Genomic DNA, 20,502 nt, shown 5'->3' on the forward strand with positions numbered 1-20,502 from the left:
GCTACTCCGGAAGGTGCGGTTCGGTCAGGGCCTGCGACGAGCGCTGGGTGTGGTCGCGGTCGCCGACCAGGACGGCGTCGACGCCGTCGGTGTCGGCGAGGCGCACCTGCACGGCCTCGCGCAGCGAGGTGGGCAGGTTCTTGCCCACGTAGTCGGCGCGGATCGGCAGCTCGCGGTGGCCGCGGTCGACCAGGACGGCCAGCTGGACGGCGCGCGGGCGGCCGATGTCGCCGAGCGCGTCGAGCGCGGCGCGGATGGTGCGGCCGGAGAAGAGCACGTCGTCGACGAGGATCACGAGCTTGCCGTCGATGCCGCCGGCCGGGATCTCGGTGTGCTCCAGGGCGCGGGCGGGCTTGAGCCGCAGGTCGTCCCGGTACATCGTGATGTCCAGGGTGCCGAGCGGGATCTCGCGGCCGGTGATCTGGGCCAGCCGGTCGCGCAGGCGGCGGGCGAGGTGGACGCCGCGGGTGTGGATGCCGAGCAGCACGACGTCCTCCGCGCCCTTGGCGCGCTCGACGATCTCGTGCGCTATCCGGGTGACGACCCGGGCGATGTCCGCGCCGTCCAGCACCTGGTGCGGTGCTCGGGGTGACGGATCCTGGTGTGTGGTCATGCCGAAGCGGACCTCCTTCCCCGCCTCACGGGACGGGCCTTAAAGGATGTCTGGGATGGCCCCCGCCGACCGGGCGCGGGCTTCGGGCAATCCTATCAGCGCGCAAGCGGGCAAACGGACCTCCACGATTCCGCTTCACCGGGTTAACGCCCCCGACGCACCCCGGACGCAGGCCATTCGCACGACTGCCCCATTCGGCTTGACGCGACACCTTACTCTACGTAACCTCACAGTGAGTTACGAGACGGACGTCGAACCCACCGGTAACGACGTCGGCAATCGCCCGTGACCCACCACTGAACGCGAAGCAATCTCGTCCGGGGAGATCAATGTCCAGCGACTACGCGAAGCAACTCGGAGGCAAGCTCCGAGCGATCCGCACTCAGCAGGGTCTCTCCCTGCACGGTGTCGAGGAGAAGTCCCAGGGGCGCTGGAAGGCAGTCGTCGTCGGCTCGTACGAGCGCGGCGACCGTGCGGTCACCGTGCAGCGGCTGGCCGAGCTGGCGGAGTTCTACGGCGTCCCGGTGCAGGAGCTGCTGCCCGGCGGCACCCCCGGCGGCGCGGCCGAGCCGCCGCCGCGCCTGGTCCTCGACCTCGAGAGACTGACCCAGGTCCCGTCCGAGAAGGCCGGCCCGCTGCAGCGCTACGCGGCGACCATCCAGAGCCAGCGCGGCGACTACAACGGCAAGGTGCTGTCGATCCGCCAGGACGACCTGCGCACCCTGGCCGTCATCTACGACCAGTCGCCGTCCATCCTTACCGAGCAGCTGATCTCGTGGGGTGTGCTCAACCCCGACGCGCGCCGCGCGGTGCGCGAGGAGGAGACGAGCTGACGCTCCCCGCACCGGCTCCCGCCAGCGGAAACGAGGCTCGTACCGCCCTATCGGGCAAGCAGAAACGTCACGGCGCGGCACCCAGAACCCGGGGGCCGCGCCGTGGCGTTTCGTACACGCCGCTCCTCAGCAGACCGTGCCCAGGCTGTACCCGGGCTGCGCCGCCACGCCGTCCAGCCGCACCGGCCGGGCCGCCGGCGCCCAGTCCGGCCCGCCGCTCGACCACGCCCACGCGGCCGGCCGGAAGTGTCTGTCAGCGGCTCCGCCGCGGGGTTCCTCAGTGACTCCGCCACGGGCCCCGCAGGCCGCCGCCGACCCCTGCGAGCCGTGCAGCACGGCCACGCCCGGCAGCTCCAGCGCCAGCCCGGCGCAGAGCACCGCGCAGACCAGCTCCAGGTCCTCGTCGTTGATCCGCACGACGCCGTCCTCCCACTGGAGCACGCGCGCCGCGGCGCTCAGCTTCCCGCCCGGCGCGTCCACCCGCACCCGCAGCTCGTACACCCCGGCGCCCGCGCCGACCAGCATCCGGCGCAGCACCTCCGCGCCGCGCTGGTGGGCGGTGCGCACCCAGCGGCCGTGCTCCTCGTCCGCCTCGCCGGTGCCGCCGTACAGCCCGCCGTCGAGGATCAGGTCGGCGTGGCTGAGCGTCAGCCCGTTCTCCCGGGCGCGGACCAGGCGCGGCACGAAGTCCCCGGCGAGCTCCTCGCCCTGGTAGGCGAGCAGCTGGGTCTGCAGCGCGGGGTTGACCAGGTAGCGGTCGCGCGAGGCGGGCTCGGCCGGGTCGAGGCCGTGCAGGACGCAGAACTCGGCGAAGTCCTGCGGGTGGAACATCCGCGCCCGGACGGTCTCGAAGCGCCGCAGCGCGTCGGCGAGCAGGTCGGCCGTGTCGGCCAGGTAGCGCTCGAAGTCGGGGGCGTCGGTCACCCGCCAGGCGCGGGCCCGATCGAAGTCCGCGGCGCTGGTCAGCACGCCGATGACGAAGGCCTGGTCGGCGCCCTCCCCGCCGCTCCGCTGGTGCGGGGCACGGGCGCTCGGGCGGGAGCCGCCGGCAGTGCAGTCGGAGATGCGGCGAGGGCGCCTATTGCGGCTCATCGGTAGCTCCTGGCGTCGGCGGGAGACCGCCCGGAAGGGGCGACGGTCGGCGGCGGGGGCCGCCGCTGACCGTGTTACTCCCCAGTCCCGAGCGCCGCACACGTACGGCGTGTCACAGGAATGTAACCACCGGTAATACGCCGATTCTCGCGCCGGTTCTCACGCCGACCGGCCCTCACGCCGACCGGTCCTCACGCGGGCCGTGGCACCCGGGCGAGCTGGCGGGACTGCGCGACCAGGCGGCCGGACTCGTCCCAGACCTCGGCGTCCTCCTCGAAGTACCCGCCGGCCAGGTTGCGGGTGGCGTGGGTGACCCGCAGCCAGCCCGGCACCGGCCTGGCCCGCAGGTGGACGGTCAGTTCGACGGTCGGTGCCCAGCCCGGCATCCCCAGGTCGAAGGTGACCGGCGGCAGCGCGTCGGCGACCAGCAGGAGCAGCAGCGGGTCGGGCTCGCGGCCGTCGGCGAGCCGGAACCAGCCCTGGATCCGCCCGTTGCCGGAGGGCTGCCCGAGCGCCCAGCCGATCGTGGCCGGGTCGAGCCGCAGGTCGAAGCGCTCCAGCAGGGCGGCCTGGGCGATGAGCTCCTTGGGCGCGTGCTCGACGCCGACGCACTGGTCCGGCGGCGGCAGCTGCGGCGGCTGCGCGCTGGTGCGCACCTCGCCGTCGGCGGCCGAGAGGTCCCCGTGGCTGGCGACGACGCGCAGCCGTTCGACGCCGTCCTGGCTGAGCGAGGCGGTGCCGGTGGACAGGCCCCGGCCGGAGCGCAGCACCTCGGTGCGGACGGTGGCCGGGCCGGGCACCGAGGCGGACAGGTAGTAACCGCTGATCGACACCGGGTCGGGGTGGTCGCCGTGCTCCAGCGACAGCGCGTGTCCGGCGACGGCGAGCAGCAGCCCGCCGTTGACGCCGCCGCCGATCTGCCAGCCCGCGCCGAGCTCGCCGTCGTAGCGGCCGGGCTCCTCGGGGTGTCTGCTCAGCGCGATGCCCTGGTCGAACTCGCTGCGGATCGCCGTGGTCATGGGGGTGGCCTGCCCTTCACTGCGGACGTGCGTGGGATACCTGAGGCGCTCGAACGGTAAGTTACCGGCGAGTAGGATCCCAACATACGCCACCCGGGTGAAACGCGCGACGGCCGCCGGACCCTCGTTCGGGTCCGGCGGCCGTTCGCGGGCGAGGCCCGTGCGCGCCTAGCGGCGGATGCTCGGCTTCAGCTCCAGGAAGCGGGCGAGCAGGCCGTTGACGAAGGCCGGGGAGTCGTCCGTGGAGAACTCCTTGGCGATCTCGACGGCCTCGTCCAGGACGACGGCGTCCGGGACGCCGTCCTCCCAGATCAGCTCGTAGGCGCCGAGCCGCAGGACGTTGCGGTCCACGATCGGCATCCGGTCGAGGGTCCAGCCCACCGCGTACTGGGAGATCAGGTCGTCGATCCGGCGGGCGTGCTGGACGTAACCCTCGATCAGCTCCATCGTGTACTCGGCGACCTGGGGGGTGCCCTCGTCGGGCTTGGGCTCGCGGGCGCGGGCCACCCAGTCGGCGAGGACCTGCTGCGGGTCGACCCCGCGGTGGTCGGCCTCGAAGAGGATCTGGAAGGCCCGGGTGCGGGCCTTGGTGCGTGCGGCCGACACGGACTTACTTCACCCGGCCGAGGTAGCTGCCGTCGCGGGTGTCGACCTTGACCTTCTCGCCGGTGACGACGAAGAGCGGGACCTGGATCTCGGCACCGGTCTCAAGGGTGGCCGGCTTGGTGCCACCGGTCGAGCGGTCGCCCTGGACGCCCGGCTCGGTGTGCTCGATGACCAGCTCGACGGAGGTCGGGAGCTCGATGTAGAGGACGGCGCCCTCGTTGGTGGCGACCAGGGCCTCGAAGCCCTCCAGTAGGTACTTGGCGGCGTCGCCGACGACGGCCGGCTCGACGGTCAGCTGGTCGTAGGTGTCCATGTCCATGAACACGAAGTTCTCGCCGTCCTTGTACGAGAACTGCATGCCGCGCTTGTCGACGTTGGCGGTCTCGACCTTGGTGCCGGCGTTGAAGGTCTTGTCGACGACCTTGCCCGTCAGGACCTCCTTGAGCTTCGTACGCACGAAGGCCGGGCCCTTGCCGGGCTTGACGTGCTGGAACTCGACGACGGACCAGAGCTTGCCGCCCTCCAGCTTGAGGACCATGCCGTTCTTGAGATCGTTCGTGGAAGCCACGGGCGCACTTACTCCTGGATATAGCTGTCAAGGAACCAAGGGTCGCGTCCTGCCGCCGGCGGCCCGGGGCCGCCGTCACAGGGCGAGGAGCTCCTTGGTGGTGATGGTGAGCAGCTCGGGCCCGCCCTCTTCGAGGGGGCGCACGACGAGCGTGTCCTCGATCCGGACCCCGCCCTTGCCCGGGATGTGTACCCCCGGACCGACGGTGACCGGTACGCGGCTGTCCAGTTTACCCATGTCCGCCGGACCGAGGCGCGGCGCCTCCCGCATCTCCAGCCCGATGCCGTGGCCCACCGGGTGCGGCGAGGCCTCCGGGTAGCCGGCCGCGTCCAGGATCTGCCGGGCCGCCCGGTCGGGTACGCACTGCTCCACGCCCGGTCCGAGCGCCTCCCGCGCGGCCCGCTGGGCGCGGAACACCAGCCGGTGCAGCTCGACCTGCCAGGGCGCGGGGGCGGCCCCGATGACGAAGGTCCTGGCGGTCGACACGCCGTAGCCGCGGTACTGGGCGCCGAGCACCACGGTCAGGAAGTCGCCCTCCTCGACCCGGCGGTCGGTCGGCTGGTGGGCGGGCTGGCCGGAGTGACTGCCGGTGCCGACCGAGACCGGGAAGGCCGCCCGGTCGGCACCGTGGTCGATCATCCGGCGCTCCAGCTCCATCGCCAGGTGCCGCTCGGTGCGGCCCACCAGGATCGACTCCAGCAGCTCGCCGAGCGCCTGGTCGGCGATCTCGGCGGCGATCCGCAGGTCGGCGATCTCGTGCTCGTCCTTGATCACCCGCAGCCGCTCGACGACCTGCCCCAGCTCGGCCAGCCGTACCCCCTCGGCCAGGCTCGCCACCGCGCGGTGGCGCAGGACGGTCAGGTCGTGCTCCTCCACCGCCATGGCCCGCACCCGCAGCCGGGAGGCCTCGGCCGCGGCGGCCAGCGCGGTGTCCGCCCCGGCCGGGACGGGCACCTGGGTGACGTCGGCGGCGATCAGGTGCTCCCCGGTGTCGTCCGGGGGCAGGTCGTCCGGCAGCGTCAGCAGCACCCGCTCCCTGGTGAGCAGCAGGGTCGCGCCGCAGGGGGCACAGCCGGTCAGGTACCGCACGTTGGCCGGCCGGGTGATCAGCGCCGCATCGGCCCCGGCCGCACTGCAGTGCTCCCGCAGCCGCTCCCGCCGACCCGCGTACGCATCAGACATGCGTCGAGCCTACGAACCCCGCCCCCGATCCGCCCGCCGAGCACCCCCGACGGGGGCGCGACCCCACCCCCCCTCACGCCCCCGGCGGCGCCGTCACCCGCCGTCGGGTTCGATGAGCCCCCGGCGGTAGGCGGGCACGAGGTTCTGCGGGACGAGCAGGTCCCGCCCGTTCAGCGTGATCGGGACCAGCTTCGGCGCGCTCGCCTTCCACTGGGCCCGGCGGTGCCTGGTGTTGCTGCGGGACGTCTTGCGCTTGGGCACGGCCATCGGGATCTCCTATCGGGTGGCGTACGGGAGCAGGGCCATCTCCCGGGCGTTCTTGATCGCCCGGGCCATCGCCCGCTGCTGCTGGACGGTCAGCCGGGTGATGCGCCGGTTCCGGATCTTGCCGCGGTCGGAGACGAACTTCCGCAGGAGATCGGTGTCCTTGTAGTCGATGTACTCGATACCGGCAGTGACCAGCGGGTTGGGCCGGGGCTTCGGCGAGTTGAGTCGTTTACGCACAGTAGTTGTTCCTCAGGCGACGGGGTCGAGCAGGTCGTGGAAGGCGTCGGGCAGGGCCTTCCAGCCGGATTCGCCGGCGGCGAGTTCGGTGTCGGTGAGCAGGCAGGAGTCGAGGAGGTGGGTGATCCCGTCCACGTCCAGGCCCTCGGCCGTGAAGCTGAGCTGCTGTACGCGGTCCCCGTGGACGGGGTGCCAGTCGAGGGCGGCGGCGGCCCGGCGGGCGGGCGGGTAGAGGTCCCAGGCCGCGTCGGGCAGCGCGGTCAGCCACGGCCCGCACTCCTCGACCGCGAGGTTCGCCCCGGCCGCGTCCCAGGCCAGCATCAGGTCGGGCCGGTTGGCGAGCCAGAACCGGCCGCGGCTGCGCTGGGCCGCCGGGACGAGCAGTTCGAGCGCCTCGTGCAGCCGCTCGGGGTGCAGCGGCCTGCGCCGCTCCCACACCATCGTGGTGACGCCGCCCTCGTCGTGCTCCTGCGGCAGCAGCGCGAGCGCCGGGTTGACCCGGTCGCGGGCGGCCGCGACGTCGAAGCCGCCGAGCGCGGCCCGGGTGAGCGCGCCGGTGGCGAGGCGCACGACGCGGGCGGTGGGGTGGAGCTGACGGAGCATCGCGAGCCCCGGCGCGTGCGCGGTCGTGCGCGGGACGGCCAGGGTGGTGGCGTACTCGATCTGGTGGGCGAGGGCCTCCGCGCGGGTGCGGGGGTCCTCGGCGGCGGTGTGCTCGCCGTGCTCCACGAGGTCGTCGGGGACGGAGAGTTCGCCCGTGAGCCGGTCGGGGTCGACGGCGGTGACGACGCCCGCGAGCTCGACGGCCTCCGCCAGGGGCCGGCCGTCGACCTCGCCCGCGGCGATGACCTCGACGGCCGGGTGCGGGTCGCTGCCGCCCCACAGCTCGACGACCGCGAGCCCGTGCCGGCCCTCGTCGGCGATGCGCAGCAGCCGCGGCAGCAGGTCCTCCCGCAGGGCGCAGCACGGGCAGTCGTTGAGCAGCGGCACGTCGGCCGGGTCGAACTCGCCGTCCGCGTCGCGCAGCCGGCGGTGGACGACGCCGAGCGAGGCGTCGCGCAGGTCGTGGTGGAGGACGACGGCGTCGACCGCGCCGCTCACCAGCTCCCCGACGGTCCGGCGCCGGTGGCCGGCGTGCAGGCCGGCGACGACCACGACGGGCAGCCTTGTCCCGTCCGCGCCGCTCACCAGCTGGCCTTGCGGACGCCGGGCAGGTGGCCCGCGTGGGCGAGGGTGCGCAGGTTGATCCGGGAGAGGCCGAAGGCGCGGAGGTGGCCGCGCGGGCGGCCGTCGAGGGCGTCGCGGTTGCGGACCCGGGTGGCGCTGGCGTCGCGCGGCTGGCGGGCGAGCTCGGCCTGGGCGGCGGCGCGCTCGGCGGGGCCGGTGGCGGGGTGGGCGATGATCCGCTTGAGCTCGGCGCGGCGCCCGGCGTACCGGGCGACGGTCGCGCGGCGCTGCTCGTTCTTGGCGATCTTGCTCTGCTTGGCCATCAGACCTTGCCCCCTCGGGCGCGGATCCGGGCGACGGCGGCCTCGACGCCGATCGCGTCGACCGTGCGGATCCCCTTGGCGCTGAGCGTGAGCCGGACGTACCGGCCCTCACCGGGCAGCCAGTAGCGCTTGCGCTGGATGTTGGGGTCGAAGCGGCGCGGGGTGCGGCGGTGCGAGTGCGAGATCGCGTTGCCGAAGCCCGGCTTGCGGCCGGTGAGCTGGCAGTGGGCGGACATGGAGGCCCCCAGGAGGTCCGGGAATGGGCGGGACGGTGGTCACGTTACACCAGATGAAAATGACATCCATTTCGGTGTACGGTTCCAGCCCGGCCCCGAACCGCCGCACCACCGACCCCCGGGAGGACCCCGTGGCCCGCAGCGAACTGCGCCCCGTCATCAAGCTCCGCTCCACCGCAGGCACCGGCTACACGTACGTGACCCGCAAGAACCGCCGGAACGACCCGGACCGGATGGTGCTGCGCAAGTACGACCCGGTCGCCCGCGAGCACGTCGACTTCCGCGAAGAGCGCTGACCCCCGCCGAGGAGGCACCCACCCATGAAGCCCGGAATCCACCCCGCCTACCGGCCCGTCGTCTTCCGCGACAAGGTCGGCGGCCTCGCCTTCCTCACTCGCTCGACAGTCACCAGCGACCGCACGGTCGAGTGGGAGGACGGCAACACCTACCCCGTCATCGACGTCGAGATCTCCTCGGCGAGCCACCCCTTCTACACCGGCCAGTCCCGCGTGCTCGACACGGCGGGCCGCGTCGAGCGCTTCCGTCAGCGCTACGGCGACCGGCACAGCTGAGCCGGCCCGGCCGCAGCAGCACACGGCCCCGAACGCCGAACGGCGCCTCCCCGCCCAGGGGAGGCGCCGTCGCGGCAGGCGTGCTCAGGAGCCCTCGGCGCCCCAGCGCTTCTCGACCCCGGCCAGCTTCCAGTACGCGATCGCCACGGCCCACACGACGACGAACAGCCCGGCGATCGCGTACCCGACGTTGTCGAGCGAGATGTCCGCGATCCAGCCGGTGACCGGGTCGGTCAGGTCCAGCTTCTCGTGCAGCACGCCAACCAGCTCGATCGTGCCGATGATGAACGCCACCGCGATCGACAGCCCGGTGATCGTCAGGTTGTAGTACACCTTGCGCACCGGGTTGGAGAACGCCCACTGGTACGCGAAGTTCATGAACGTCCCGTCCAGCGTGTCGAACAGGCTCATCCCCGCCGCGAACAGCAGCGGCAGGCAGACGATCGCGTACCAGGGCAGACCGGCCGCCGCGCCCGAGCCGGCCATCACCATCAGGGTCACCTCGGTCGCGGTGTCGAAGCCGAGGCCGAGCACCATGCCCACCGGGAACATCTGGCCGGGCCGGGTGATCGACTTGGTCGCCCGGTTCAGCACCCGGGCCATGAAGCCGCGCGAGTCCAGGTGCTGCTCCAGCTCCGCCTCGTCGTACTGCCCGGCGCGCATCGCCCGGAACACCTTCAGGATGCCCAGCAGCGCCGCCAGGTTGAGCGCGCCGATCAGGTACAGGAACACACCGGAGGTGGTGGTGCCGATCATGCCGAGCCACTGGTGGGTGGTCGACTCGTCGTCCATCAGCGTGTTCGCCAGTTGCGCGCCGCCCGCGACCAGTGCGGCCATGATGACCACCATCGACGAGTGCCCGAGGGCGAACCAGAAGCCCACCGAGACCGGCCGCTTGCCGTCCGCCATCAGCTTGCGGGTGGTGTTGTCGATCACCGCGATGTGGTCGGCGTCGAACGCGTGCCGCATCCCGAGCGTGTACGCCGTGATGCCGAGGCCCACCCCGAAGACCTGGGTGCCGACGGCGTAGTTGTGGGGCGCCACCAGGAAGACGAGGGTCCCGAACGCCACCACGTGCATGGCCAGGATCACCCCCATCAGCCCGGCGGTGCGGACGGTGTCCTCTCTCCTCCACCTGAAGGTGGGCAGCACGGCGGGCGCGGCCTCGGGGGCGGCGGTTTCGGGCAGGGTCATCTTCGGATCACGCTCCAGCACCTCGTGGAAACACTTCGTGAGATGCCGTGGCCGGTCTCCTGGCTGACGGGGCTCCCGTACCCGCCTTCCCAGGCGCGCGAAGCGCCCAGTGGCGTCTGGGTACGGGCGGACTCCCCCGATCACAGTGGCGAGGGCCGCTCCGGACTGGGACCCCTGAGGGTCCGTCACCGGTCTTCCCGAGCACCACGGCGGGGAACACCGTAGGGGCCAGGACCCACTCATGCAAGGCTGCGCACCTGCGCAGGTGTCCAGGATCACAGGTCGTGAGCTGCCAGAATGTCCGCATGCATCTCGTACCGGCCGACCGCGCGGGCCACCGCACCATCGACGGACACCGGGTCTGCGAGGCCATCGCCGCGATCGGCGACACCGCGCACGTCCGCTCGTGGTCCGAGCGGTTCTCCCTGCTCGCCGACCCCGGACGGCTGGCGATCCTGCTCGCCCTGCACCGCGCGGGACCGCTCGCCGTCACCGACCTCGCCGTCGCCACCGGCATGCGCGACCCGGCCGTCTCCCAGGCCCTGCGGTTGCTGCGCACGGCCGGCGTCGTCACCGGCGACAAGGACGGACGCGTCGTGCGCTACCGGCTCGTCGACGACAGCATGCGCCCCCTCCTCGACGAGTGCGCCGCCGCCGACCACGAGGAGCCCGCCTCCGACCACGAAGAGCCCACCGCCGCGGCGGGCTGACAGGCCCTTCTCCGGAATCACCGCGGGGAACGGACCCGATGAGTACGATCATGGCGTGCCGACCCACCCCCACGCCTGGCCCGCCGACCGCTGGAACACCCGGCCGGTCAGAGCGCGCGTGCTGGCGGTCGCCCGCACCCTCACCTCGGCCACCCGGGTCCTCGACGTCCTCACCCTGCTGAACCGCGACGGCATCGAGCACTACGCCACCGTCAACCCCGGCTCCGCCTTCGCCGACGGCCTCGACGACTACCTGCGCGGCCTGCCCGGCATCACCCTCCTCGACTGGGAGGACGCCGTCCGGCACCACTTCGACCTGGCCGTCGCCTGCGCCGTCCACTCCTCCATGCACCGCCTCGACGCCCGGCTCGTCGTCCTCCCCCACGGCGCCGGCTACAACCGCCTGGTGACCGAGTCCACCGGCGACACCGTCAGCGCAGCCGGCCTCTCCCGCAACGAACTCACCCACCACGGCCGGGTCTTCGTCGACGTCCTCGGCCTCTCCCACCCCGAACAGCTCGACCGGCTGCGGATCTCCTGCCCCGAGGCGCTGGACGTCGCCCAGGTCGTCGGCGACCCCTGCTTCGACCGGATGCTCCGCAGCGAGCGCCTGCGCGACGGCTACCGCGCGGCCCTCGGCGCCGTGGACGGCCGGCGGCTCGTCGTCGTCAACTCCACCTGGAGCGAGCACTCGTTATTCGGCCGCCGCCCCGACCTGCCCCGCCGCCTCGTCCGCCAGCTCCCCGCCGACGAGTACGCGGTCGCCGTCGTCCTCCACCCCAACATCTGGAACCGGCACGACCCCGAGGCCCTGCTCGACGACGCCCGGCGCATGGGCCTGCACCTCGTCCCGCCCCACCAGGGCTGGCAGGCCGCCCTCGTCGCCGCCGACTGCCTGATCGGCGACCACGGCTCGGTGTCCGTCTACGGCGCCGCCCTGGAACGCCCCACCCTGCTCGTCGCCACCGGCGCCGCCGAACTCGACCCGCGCTCCCCCAGCCACGCCTTCGGCCAGGCCGCCCCCGCGCTCGACCCCGACGGCGACCTCGCCGCCCAGCTCGAACAGGCCCTGCAGAAGCAGGACCCGACCGCCCTGCGCCCGGTCACCGACCTCTCCCTCGCCCACCGCGGCCGCTCGGCCGAGGTGCTGCGCCCCCTGCTCTACTCCTTCCTCGACGGGCTGGACGAACCGGACGACGAACCGCTCCTGCCGCCCTACCCGAAGCCCGTCCCCCGCGCCGGCACCCCCGAACGCCCGACGGCCTACGACGTCACGGGCGCGAGCGAGGGCACCGAGGTCAGCCTGCGGCGCTACCCCATCGACCCCGGCGACCACACCCCGCGCGGCTTCCACGCACTCACCGACGAACACCCGGGCGACGCCCTCCGCTACACCGCCGAAGTCCTGGCCCGGACCGAGACGCGCGCCGAACTCCCCGCCACCCGCTGGCTCGCCGACACCGCCGCCGAACTCCCCGGCCTCGCCGTCGCGGTGGCCGCCCTCGGCCCGGCCCGCCACCTCGTCCGGCTGCGCACCGGTCTCCTGCTGGAAGCCCACGCCGAACGGCCCTGGGGCAGCGCCGAACCCCACCTCGACCCGCTGCTCCTCGGCTCCGCCCTGGCCCAGTGGCTCGCCGAAGGCGGCACCCCGGCCGACCTCCCCGAACACGGCCTCACCATCCGCGCGGGAGACCACCGGGTCCGGGTCTCGTTCACCACCGGTCCCTAGCGCCCCTGGAGTTCCCGCAGCCGCGCCCGGCTGCGCTCCGCGAGCGCCGCGTCGCCCAGCTCCTCCGCGAGCTCGACCAGCAGCGTGTGCGCCTGCGCCTCCTTCGCGTACTGGCTCAGCACCTCCGCCCGCTCCACACACTCGGCGGCGTCCGCGACCGCGAGGTCCAGCCGTCCCAGCGCGCGGTGCGCCCGGGCCCGCACCAGCGGCAGCTTCATCAGCATGTCGGTGTCCTTGGTGGCGACGGCCCTCTCGCGAGCCTCGTCGAGGACGGTCAGCGCCTGCTCCGGCCGGCCGTCCGCGATCAGCGCCTGCGCGACGTTGTAGCTCTGCACGATCTCGCCGTGCACGTCACCCCGGTTCTCCTCCAGGGCCAGGGTGAACCGCTCGACCGCCCGCGCCGTCCGCCCGTCGGCGAGGCAGAGCAGGCCGTCCGTCTCGTGGAGCGCCCCCACCAGCGGCCGGTGCGCCACCCGCGGCACCTGCTCCGCGGCGAGCTCCAACTGTTCCTCGGCGAGCGCGAATTCCTTCCGCTCGAGGTGCGCGCGGGCGAGCTGGTTGCGCATCCGGACGACGGCGTCGGGCTGGTTGTCCCACAGCGCCGACTCGACGCCGAGCCGGTGGGTGGCGATCCAGTCCTGGTAGAGCTTGCGGTCGTGGTACAGCCGCCACAGCGACTCGCAGAGCCGCCACACCTCGCCGTGCCACCCCTGGCCGGCCGCCGCCTCCACCGCCGATCGCAGGTCGGCCCGTTCGGCGTACAGCCACTCCAGTGCCTCCGCGTACGAGGCGAAGCCCGGCAGCTCGTCGCCACTCGGCTCCTGCACCCGCAGCCTCGACCCCATGGCCCGGTCCGCCACCGATGCCCGGCCTCGGAAGTAGGCCACGACGCGGGCGAGGAGCTCGGTCCGGCCGGGCAGTTCGCGGGTGTGGTGGTGGGCGTGCGACCGGACCACATCATGGGCCCGGTAGAGCTCGTCCGGCCCGCTGTCCACCACCTCGTCCAGCAGATGGACGTCACGCAGTTCCTTCAGCGCGGCCACGGCCCGCTCGACGCCCGCCGCCCTGGCCAGTTCGGCCGAGACGAACGGGCCGGAGTGCACGCCGATCACGTGGTAGAGCGCCCGGCCGTGCGGCGTCAGCCGCTCGTAGACCAGGTCGTAGGTCGGACGGAGGTCCCCCTCCTCGTCGTTGAGCACGGCCGACTTGCCCTCCCGGTCCCGAAGTTCGGCCACCACCCGGCCCACCGCCACGTGGTCGCGGTCCAGCAGCTGGCTCCCGACCACGCTCAGCGCGAGCGGCAGCCCGCCGCACAGCTCGACCAGCTCGGCCAGTTCCCCGTCGGTACCCCGCCCGGAGTCCAGCCACGTCCGCACCAGGTCGGCGCCGGCCGTCGTGCTCAGCGGTCCCAGCTGCCGCACATCGGCGCCGTCCATCCGCAGGGCGGCCAGGCGGCGCCGGCTCGCGACCACCACCAGCCCGCTGGACGGCAGCAGCGCGCGGACCTCGGCGGCGTGCTCGACGTTGTCCAGGACGAACAGGCAGCGGCGCCCGGCGGTGGCCGTCCGGAACTCCGTGAACCGCTCGGCCTCCGCAGCCGGGGGCTTCACCCCGAGGGCGCGCAGGAAACCGCCCAGCAGCGCGGGGAGGTCCACGCCGCCCTGGTGCCGGTAGGCCTGGAGGTCGGCGTAGAGGTCACCGTCCGGGAAGTGCGCCCGGGACTCGTCGGTGAACTTGGCGATCAGCTCGGTCTTCCCGACGCCACCGAGCCCGGTGAGCACCACGATCCCGCGCCGGCCCTCGTCCACCGGGACCAACGCGGCCGTGAGCGCCGCCAGTTCGGCCTCGCGGTTGACGAAGGGACCGTTCGGCCGACGGACCTGATGCGGAGTCCGGTGCTTCGCCCCCATGTGGACCGTGACGTTCCCGCCCTGGAACACGTTCCCGTGCACCGTGCCCGAAACCCTGTTGGACACCTCGAAGCCGTCCACCCGTCCGCTCCCTCCGCCGGCCCGGGCCCAGCCTACGGCGTGCCGGCCTCCGCCACCTGAATCCGGCTCAGGCCGCCTGGCAGGTCGGGCACCAGAACAGGTTGCGCGCCGCGTGCGACTCCGTCCGCACGTCCGTGCCGCAGACCAGGCAGGGCATCGCGGCGCGGCGGTAGACGTAGACCTCGCCGCCGTGGTCGTCCACGCGCGGCGGGCGGCCCATCGCCTCGGGGGTGTGCTCGGGGCGGACGGTGTCGATCCGGCCGGCGCCGACGCCCTCGCGCATCAGGCCGACCAGGTCCGCCCAGATCGCGTCCCACTCGGCCCGCCCGAGGTCGCGGCCGGCCCGGTGCGGGGCGATGCCGTGCCGGAAGAGCACCTCGGCGCGGTAGACGTTGCCCACCCCGGCCAGCACCTTCTGGTCCATCAGCAGGGCCGCGACGGTCGTGCGGCTGGCCGATATCCGGCGCCAGGCGGCGTCCGGGTCGGCGTCGGAGCGCAGCGGGTCGGGGCCGAGGCGCGCGGCGACGGCGGCCTTCTCGGCGCCGGTGATCAGCGCGCAGGTGTTGGGGCCGCGCAGGTCGGCGTGGGCGTCGTCGCCCTCCAGGCGCAGCCGGATCAGGCCGACGGGCGCCGGCGCGGGCCCAGCGCCGAAGGTCAAGCCGCCGTAGAGGCCGAGGTGGACGTGGACCCAGGCGCCCTCCTCGAAGCCGAGGAAGAGGTGCTTGCCGATGGCCTCCGCCCCGGCCAGGACCTGCCCGTCGATGAGCTTGGCGTCGTCGGCGAACCGGCCCTGCGGGCTGGACACCCGGACGGGACGGCCGCCGAAGGCCTCGGTGCTCTCGGCCGCGAGGCGGTGGATGATGTGGCCTTCCGGCACGGGCTCGGCTCCCCAGGGACGGATCAACTCGACCCGCCCATCATCGCAGCCGCCACCGACAACCCGGCGAACGCGCAGGTCAGCGGACCGGCATCCCCATGAGCCTGGCCAGGATCACCCGGTCGAGCTCGGCCGCCGTCGCGGCGACGTCCAGGTACGAGTTGTCGATGATCGGCAGCCCGGAGTTGTACCAGCCGGCCATCCGCCCGTGGATGCGGGCGACCTCCTCGTCGCCCAGCCGCCGGTTGCCGCTGCGCCGGGCGTTGCGGCCGAGCACCGAGTCGAGGCTGGGCAGGAGCACGACGGGCAGCATGCCGGGGCCGATGTGCCGCTTCCAGCCGCCGAGGCCGATGGCCGGACGGTCGGGGAAGACGGCGTCGTCGATGATGCAGGAGATGCCGTTGGCGAGGTAGTTGCGGCAGGCGAAGCCGCAGGTGCGGCGGGCCAGCCGGTACTGGGCCTCGGAGGCGTTGTTCCAGCCGGTCTGCGGGTTGGCGAAGCCGGACTGCACCCACTCGCGGACGTCGTCCAGGCTGATGTGCGCGGTCGGGGTGTGCCGCCGCTCGGCCCAGTACCGGGCGACGGTGGTCTTGCCGGCGCCGGCGGGCCCGATCAGCAGGACGGCGATCGGTCCGGCGGGCGCGTGCCGCTGCGAGGGGTGGGCCGGGAGCTGGACGGGCGCGCCGGAGGGGAGGACGAAGTGCCCGGTGGCCCCGGCCGGCATCGGCGCTGCAGGAGCGGGAGCGGGAGCCGGCGCAGGAGCCGGAGAACCCGGCACCGGCGCGGGCGGGACGGGCGGCGGCACGCGCCCGCCGAACGGCACCGGACCGGGGGACGTCGCGGCCGTGGCGGCCCCGGCAGCCGACCGGACCGGCGGAGCAACAGGACGAGGGGGCACCTGTCCACCCCCGGCGTACTGCGTCACGGTCACCTCCCGACTTCTCCCAGCGGGGACACTACACGGAGGCCCGGCGACGGGCACAGTCCGCCGCCGGGCCGCCGCCCGTCCGAGCCCTCCGGGCCTCCGTCAGCGCGTGGTGAGCTGCTCCGCCAGGGCGCGCAGGGCGAGTTCGTACGAGCCGAGCCCGAACCCGGCGATGGTGCCGGAGGCGACGGCGGCGATGACCGAGGTGTGCCGGAAGGTCTCGCGCGCGTACGGGTTGGAGATGTGCACCTCGATGAGCGGCGCGGTGCGCTGGGCCGCCGCGTCCCGCATCGCGTACGAGTAGTGCGTGAACGCGCCCGGGTTGATCACCACGGGCACCTTGCCGTCGGCCGCCTCGTGCAGCCACTCGACCATCTGCTGCTCGGAGTTGGTCTCGTGCACCTCGACCTCGAAGCCGAACTCCGCGCCGAGCGCCGTGCAGCGCTCGACCAGCCCGGCGTACGAGGTGGCGCCGTAGACGTCCGGCTCGCGGCTGCCGAGGCGCCCGAGGTTGGGGCCGTTGAGCACCATGACCCTGGTCACGCCGAGACCTCCGCGTAGGCGGCGACGAGCAGCGACGGGTCGGGGCCCTCCAGGACGGACGTCTTGCCGAGGCCGTCCAGGACGATGAAGCGGATCAGGTCGCCGCGCGACTTCTTGTCGATCTTCATGGCGTCCAGCAGCTTCGGCCAGGCGTCCGCCCGGTAGGTCAGCGGCAGGCCGACGGAGGCCAGCACGCTGCGGTGCCGGTCGGCCGTCTCGTCGTCCAACCGCCCGGCCAGGCGGCCGAGTTCGGCGGCGTAGACCATGCCGATGGAGATCGCGGCGCCGTGCCGCCACTTGTAGCGCTCGTTGCGCTCGATGGCGTGGCCCAGCGTGTGGCCGTAGTTGAGGATCTCCCGCTGACCGGACTCCTTGAGGTCGCCGGAGACCACGTCGGCCTTGACCTGGATGGCGCGCCGGATCAGCTCGACGGTGTGCGGGCCGGCCGGCGTCCTGGCGCCCTCCGGGTCGGCCTCGATCAGGTCGAGGATCGCCGGGTCGGCGATGAAGCCGCACTTGATGACCTCGGCGAGGCCGGAGACGTAGTCGTGCGTGGGCACGGTCTCCAGGGTGCCCAGGTCGGCCAGCACGCCCACCGGCGGGTGGAAGGCGCCGACCATGTTCTTGCCCTCGGCGATGTTGATGCCGGTCTTGCCGCCGACGGCCGCGTCGACCATGCCGAGCAGGGTGGTCGGCATCGACACCCAGCGCACCCCGCGCAGCCAGGTCGCGGCGACGAAGCCGGCCAGGTCGGTGGTGGCGCCGCCGCCGAGGCCGACGATGACGTCGCTGCGGGTGAACCCGGTCTGCCCGAGCACCGACCAGCAGTACGCGGCGACCTCGGCGCTCTTCGCCTCCTCGGCGTTCGGCACCTGGAGCGCGATCGCCTCGTAGCCCTCGCCGAGCAGGTCGTCGCGGATGGCGTCGGCGGTGGCAGCGAGCGCCTCGGGGTGGATGATCGCGACCCGCTTCGCACGGGTGCCGATCAGCGGCGCCAGCTCGCCGAGCAGCTGGTGCCCGATCAGCACGTCGTACGGGTCGTGGCCGGCGCTGCCGCCGACGTGAATCCTGACGGTGTCAGTCATGGGGGGTCTTCAGCTCCAGTGCTTCCAGTACGGCGTCCGCGACCTGCTCGGGAGTGCGGCCCGCGGTGTCGACGACGGCGGTGGCCACCTCGAGGTAGAGGGGGCGGCGGGCGTCCATCAGCTCGCGCCAGCGGGCCCGCGGGTTGACGGCCAGCAGCGGCCGCGGGGCGTCCAGGCCGACCCGCTTGACGGCGTCGCCCAGCGGGACCTCCAGGAACACCACGGGCAGCTCGCGCAGCAGCGCGCGGGTGGCCTCGGCCATCACCGCGCCGCCGCCGAGCGCGAGCACCCCGTCGTGGCCCTCGACGGCCGCGCGCACGGCGCCGACCTCCAGCTCGCGGAAGTACGGCTCGCCCTCGTCGATGAAGATCTCGGGGATCGGCTTGCCGGCCAGCGCCTCGATGTCGGCGTCGGTGTCCCGGTAGCCGACGCCGAGGCGCTCGGCCAGGGCCCGCCCGACGGTGGACTTGCCACTGCCGGGCGGGCCGACCAGCACGACGACCGGCATCGTCATCGGACGATCAGGTGGTCGAGGTAGCCCTGCACGTTGCGCCGCGTCTCGGAGACGTGGTCGCCGCCGAACTTCTCGTTGACCGCGTCGGCCAGCACCAGGGCGACCATCGCCTCGGCCACGATGCCCGCGGCGGGCACCGCGCAGACGTCCGAGCGCTGGTGGTGCGCCTTGGCCGGCTCGCCGGTGCGCACGTCCAGCGTCTGCAGGGCGCGCGGCACGGTCGCGATCGGCTTCATCGCGGCGCGCACGCGCAGCAGCTCGCCGGTGGACAGACCGCCCTCGGTGCCGCCCGAGCGGCCGGTGGTGCGCTTGACGCCCTCGGCGGTCGGGACGATCTCGTCGTGCGCCTTCGAGCCGGGCACCCGGGCCAGCTCGAAGCCGTCGCCGACCTCGACGCCCTTGATCGCCTGGATGCCCATCAGCGCGGCGGCCAGCCGGGCGTCCAGGCGGCGGTCCCAGTGCACGTGCGAGCCGAGGCCCACCGGCACCCCGTACGCCAGCACCTCGACGACGCCGCCGAGCGTGTCGCCGTCCTTGTGGGCCTGGTCGATCTCGGCGACCATCGCCTTCGACGCGTCGGCGTCCAGGCAGCGCACCGGGTCCTCGTCCAGCCGCGCCTCGTCCGAGGGCAGCGGCAGCACGCCGGCCGGCGCCTTGGCCGCGGCCAGCTCGACGACGTGGCTGACGATCTCGATCCCGCAGGTCTCCTTCAGGTACGCGCGGGCGACGGCGCCGAGCGCGACCCGGGCGGCCGTCTCGCGGGCGCTCGCGCGCTCCAGGATCGGGCGGGCCTCCTCGATCGAGTACTTCTGCATGCCGGCGAGGTCGGCGTGGCCCGGGCGCGGGCGGGTGAGCGCCTCGTTGCGGGCGAGGCCTGCGAGCACCTCGGGGTCGACCGGGTCGGCCGACATGACCTGGTCCCACTTCGGCCACTCGGTGTTGCCGACCATGATGGCCACCGGGCTGCCCATGGTCAGACCGTGCCGGACGCCACCGAGGAAGGTCACCTCGTCCTGCTCGAACTTCATCCGCGCGCCGCGGCCGTAACCGAGCCGGCGGCGCGCCAGCGCGTCGGCCACCACAGCGGTGGTGACCGGTACACCAGCGGGCAGGCCCTCCAGCGTCGCGACCAGTGCGGGGCCGTGCGACTCCCCCGCCGTCAGCCAACGCAACGTACCCAATGGAGCTCCTTCATCAGCGGGCCGGCCCACGGGCCGCCCAGGGCGTGCCTTCCGATCGAATCCTTTCATGCCCCGGCGCCGCCCGGGGGGCCGGTCCGCGTGACGGACGAGGACCGAGGGGTCAATGGGGCGGACGGGGCCGAACGGGCGAGTCGGGACCAGAGCGGACAAGCCGGCCACGGACGGAGCGCGGCGCCTCAGCGCCCGGCGAGCGCCTTCTCCCCCGCCTCCCGCATGGCCGCGAGCGGCCCGGGCGTCCGTCCCGTGAACGCCTCGCTCTGCAGGACCGCCTGGTGAACCAGCAGGTCGAGCCCTCCGAGGACGGTGGCCCCGCGCCCGGCGCACGCGGCGGCCAGCGCTGTCGGCCAGGGGTGGTAGAGCACGTCGAACAGCGCCCCGGGCGCGGCGGGCAGCGCCGCGGCGAACCCGTCCGTGGCACCGACCGGCGTGGTGGAGACGGTCAGCGGCTGCGCCAGCGCCTCCGCGCCGCGCTCCCAGTCGGCCGTCCGCACGACGACGCCGAGCCGCTCGCCGAGCTCGGCCATCTCCCGAGCCCGCTCGGCGCTGCGCACGTAGACCGTCACCTCGCCGGTGCAGATCTGTGCCAGCGCCGCCAGCGCCGAGGACGCGGTGGCCCCCGCGCCCAGCACCGCCGCGCCCGGCACCTCGGTGATGCCGCGCTCGCGCAGCGCGTTCACCAGACCGGGGACGTCGGTGTTGTCGCCGGTGCGCCGCCCGTCGGCGGTGAACACCACGGTGTTCACGGCGTCCACCGCGCGCGCCGTCGCACTGACCTCGTCGAGCAGCGGGATGACCGCCCGCTTCAACGGCATGGTCAGCGACAGGCCCGCCCACTCCTGCTCGTCCAGCCCGGCGACGAACCCGGGCAGCGCGGCCTCGTCCAGCTCGAACCGGTCGTAGCGCCAGCCGTCCAGCCCGAGCGCCGCGAAGGCGGCCCGGTGCAGGTCCGGCGAGAGCGAGTGGGCGATCGGCGAGCCGAGGACGGCGGCCCGGTGCTTGGTGGTCAACGCAGCTTCT

The 20,502-nt window shown here is 73.6% G+C and carries 25 protein-coding genes and 1 riboswitch; of the genes, 5 read left to right on the top strand and 20 right to left on the bottom strand.

The features are described 5' to 3' along the window. Position 1: 1 nt before the first annotated feature. Positions 2-613, bottom strand: coding sequence for a bifunctional pyr operon transcriptional regulator/uracil phosphoribosyltransferase PyrR (gene pyrR / locus AB0O00_RS02180; protein WP_363648159.1), 612 nt, complete (start codon positions 611-613; stop codon positions 2-4). A 329-nt stretch (positions 614-942) separates the two neighbouring features. On the opposite strand from pyrR, the gene AB0O00_RS02185 reads away from it, so the two are divergent. Continuing rightward, on the top strand, positions 943-1,446 hold the full coding sequence (locus AB0O00_RS02185) for a transcriptional regulator (protein ID WP_329930432.1): 504 nt from the start codon (positions 943-945) through the stop codon (positions 1,444-1,446). Between the two features lie 126 nt (positions 1,447-1,572). Here the strand turns inward: AB0O00_RS02185 and AB0O00_RS02190 are convergent, their stop codons facing one another. The 10 genes from AB0O00_RS02190 to rpmB all read right to left on the bottom strand — a co-directional run bounded on the left by AB0O00_RS02190 (position 1,573) and on the right by rpmB (position 8,143). Beyond that, entirely contained in the window at positions 1,573-2,538 is a 966-nt protein-coding gene (locus tag AB0O00_RS02190) for a hypothetical protein (RefSeq protein ID WP_363648161.1), read from the bottom strand. A 191-nt stretch (positions 2,539-2,729) separates the two neighbouring features. Next, a complete protein-coding gene (locus AB0O00_RS02195) occupies positions 2,730-3,557 on the bottom strand; it encodes a thioesterase family protein (RefSeq protein WP_363648163.1) in 828 nt (275 codons plus the stop codon). A 168-nt stretch (positions 3,558-3,725) separates the two neighbouring features. Further along, positions 3,726-4,163 (bottom strand): transcription antitermination factor NusB, encoded by a 438-nt coding sequence (gene nusB, locus AB0O00_RS02200; protein WP_363648165.1) that lies wholly within the window; start codon positions 4,161-4,163, stop codon positions 3,726-3,728. Positions 4,164-4,167: 4 nt separating this feature from the next. Then, positions 4,168-4,731, bottom strand: coding sequence for an elongation factor P (gene efp / locus AB0O00_RS02205; RefSeq protein WP_363648167.1), 564 nt, complete (start codon positions 4,729-4,731; stop codon positions 4,168-4,170). Positions 4,732-4,806: 75 nt separating this feature from the next. Beyond that, on the bottom strand, positions 4,807-5,913 hold the full coding sequence (locus AB0O00_RS02210; RefSeq protein WP_363648169.1) for an aminopeptidase P family protein: 1,107 nt from the start codon (positions 5,911-5,913) through the stop codon (positions 4,807-4,809). 93 nt (positions 5,914-6,006) lie between these two features. Continuing rightward, a complete protein-coding gene (gene rpmF, locus AB0O00_RS02215) occupies positions 6,007-6,180 on the bottom strand; it encodes a 50S ribosomal protein L32 (protein WP_363648171.1) in 174 nt (57 codons plus the stop codon). Positions 6,181-6,189: 9 nt separating this feature from the next. Next, positions 6,190-6,417, bottom strand: coding sequence for a 30S ribosomal protein S18 (rpsR, locus tag AB0O00_RS02220; RefSeq protein ID WP_363648173.1), 228 nt, complete (start codon positions 6,415-6,417; stop codon positions 6,190-6,192). Positions 6,418-6,429: 12 nt separating this feature from the next. Continuing rightward, positions 6,430-7,605, bottom strand: coding sequence for a GTP-binding protein (locus AB0O00_RS02225; protein WP_363648175.1), 1,176 nt, complete (start codon positions 7,603-7,605; stop codon positions 6,430-6,432). Then, on the bottom strand, positions 7,602-7,907 hold the full coding sequence (rpsN, locus tag AB0O00_RS02230; RefSeq protein WP_363648177.1) for a 30S ribosomal protein S14: 306 nt from the start codon (positions 7,905-7,907) through the stop codon (positions 7,602-7,604). The genes AB0O00_RS02225 and rpsN overlap by 4 nt, the downstream gene beginning before the upstream one ends. Beyond that, positions 7,907-8,143: a 50S ribosomal protein L28 gene (gene rpmB / locus AB0O00_RS02235; RefSeq protein ID WP_363648179.1), complete on the bottom strand. Its 237-nt coding sequence runs from the start codon at positions 8,141-8,143 to the stop codon at positions 7,907-7,909. The genes rpsN and rpmB overlap by 1 nt, the downstream gene beginning before the upstream one ends. Before the next feature lie 131 nt (positions 8,144-8,274). Between rpmB and rpmG the strand changes: the two genes are divergently transcribed. Both rpmG and AB0O00_RS02245 read left to right on the top strand, forming a co-directional pair. Then, on the top strand, positions 8,275-8,439 hold the full coding sequence (rpmG, locus tag AB0O00_RS02240; protein WP_363648209.1) for a 50S ribosomal protein L33: 165 nt from the start codon (positions 8,275-8,277) through the stop codon (positions 8,437-8,439). 24 nt (positions 8,440-8,463) lie between these two features. Next, complete coding sequence (locus AB0O00_RS02245; RefSeq protein WP_363648181.1) at positions 8,464-8,715, top strand: type B 50S ribosomal protein L31; 252 nt, start codon at positions 8,464-8,466, stop codon at positions 8,713-8,715. A gap of 84 nt (positions 8,716-8,799) precedes the next feature. Here the strand turns inward: AB0O00_RS02245 and AB0O00_RS02250 are convergent, their stop codons facing one another. Then, positions 8,800-9,909 carry a HoxN/HupN/NixA family nickel/cobalt transporter gene (locus AB0O00_RS02250; RefSeq protein WP_363648183.1) on the bottom strand — a complete coding sequence of 370 codons (1,110 nt, stop codon included), beginning with the start codon at positions 9,907-9,909 and terminating at the stop codon, positions 8,800-8,802. A 31-nt stretch (positions 9,910-9,940) separates the two neighbouring features. Continuing rightward, positions 9,941-10,133: riboswitch (cobalamin riboswitch) on the bottom strand. 81 nt (positions 10,134-10,214) lie between these two features. On the opposite strand from AB0O00_RS02250, the gene AB0O00_RS02255 reads away from it, so the two are divergent. Beyond that, positions 10,215-10,619: a metalloregulator ArsR/SmtB family transcription factor gene (locus tag AB0O00_RS02255; RefSeq protein WP_363648185.1), complete on the top strand. Its 405-nt coding sequence runs from the start codon at positions 10,215-10,217 to the stop codon at positions 10,617-10,619. 55 nt (positions 10,620-10,674) lie between these two features. Further along, on the top strand, positions 10,675-12,348 hold the full coding sequence (locus AB0O00_RS02260; RefSeq protein WP_363648187.1) for a hypothetical protein: 1,674 nt from the start codon (positions 10,675-10,677) through the stop codon (positions 12,346-12,348). Here AB0O00_RS02260 and AB0O00_RS02265 read toward each other — a convergent pair. From AB0O00_RS02265 to AB0O00_RS02300, 8 genes are all read right to left on the bottom strand, one after another. Next, positions 12,345-14,339, bottom strand: a complete 1,995-nt coding sequence (locus AB0O00_RS02265; protein WP_363648189.1) for an AAA family ATPase — start codon at positions 14,337-14,339, stop codon at positions 12,345-12,347. The two genes, AB0O00_RS02260 and AB0O00_RS02265, sit on opposite strands and share 4 nt — an antisense overlap. A gap of 67 nt (positions 14,340-14,406) precedes the next feature. Continuing rightward, positions 14,407-15,216, bottom strand: coding sequence for a DNA-formamidopyrimidine glycosylase family protein (locus tag AB0O00_RS02270; protein WP_363648191.1), 810 nt, complete (start codon positions 15,214-15,216; stop codon positions 14,407-14,409). A gap of 79 nt (positions 15,217-15,295) precedes the next feature. Next, positions 15,296-16,114: an AAA family ATPase gene (locus tag AB0O00_RS02275; protein WP_363648211.1), complete on the bottom strand. Its 819-nt coding sequence runs from the start codon at positions 16,112-16,114 to the stop codon at positions 15,296-15,298. A gap of 129 nt (positions 16,115-16,243) precedes the next feature. Beyond that, positions 16,244-16,672, bottom strand: coding sequence for a type II 3-dehydroquinate dehydratase (gene aroQ / locus AB0O00_RS02280; RefSeq protein ID WP_363648213.1), 429 nt, complete (start codon positions 16,670-16,672; stop codon positions 16,244-16,246). 8 nt (positions 16,673-16,680) lie between these two features. Continuing rightward, entirely contained in the window at positions 16,681-17,769 is a 1,089-nt protein-coding gene (gene aroB / locus AB0O00_RS02285) for a 3-dehydroquinate synthase (RefSeq protein WP_363648193.1), read from the bottom strand. After that, entirely contained in the window at positions 17,762-18,283 is a 522-nt protein-coding gene (locus AB0O00_RS02290) for a shikimate kinase (protein ID WP_363648195.1), read from the bottom strand. Before AB0O00_RS02290 ends, aroB begins: the two co-directional genes overlap by 8 nt. Then, positions 18,280-19,464, bottom strand: coding sequence for a chorismate synthase (aroC, locus tag AB0O00_RS02295; protein ID WP_363648197.1), 1,185 nt, complete (start codon positions 19,462-19,464; stop codon positions 18,280-18,282). The genes AB0O00_RS02290 and aroC overlap by 4 nt, the downstream gene beginning before the upstream one ends. Positions 19,465-19,661: 197 nt before the next feature. Further along, complete coding sequence (locus AB0O00_RS02300; RefSeq protein ID WP_363648199.1) at positions 19,662-20,492, bottom strand: shikimate dehydrogenase; 831 nt, start codon at positions 20,490-20,492, stop codon at positions 19,662-19,664. Positions 20,493-20,502 lie beyond the last annotated feature (10 nt).

It is taken from the genome of Kitasatospora sp. NPDC093558 (assembly GCF_040683475.1).
In the GTDB taxonomy this organism is placed as follows: domain Bacteria; phylum Actinomycetota; class Actinomycetes; order Streptomycetales; family Streptomycetaceae; genus Kitasatospora.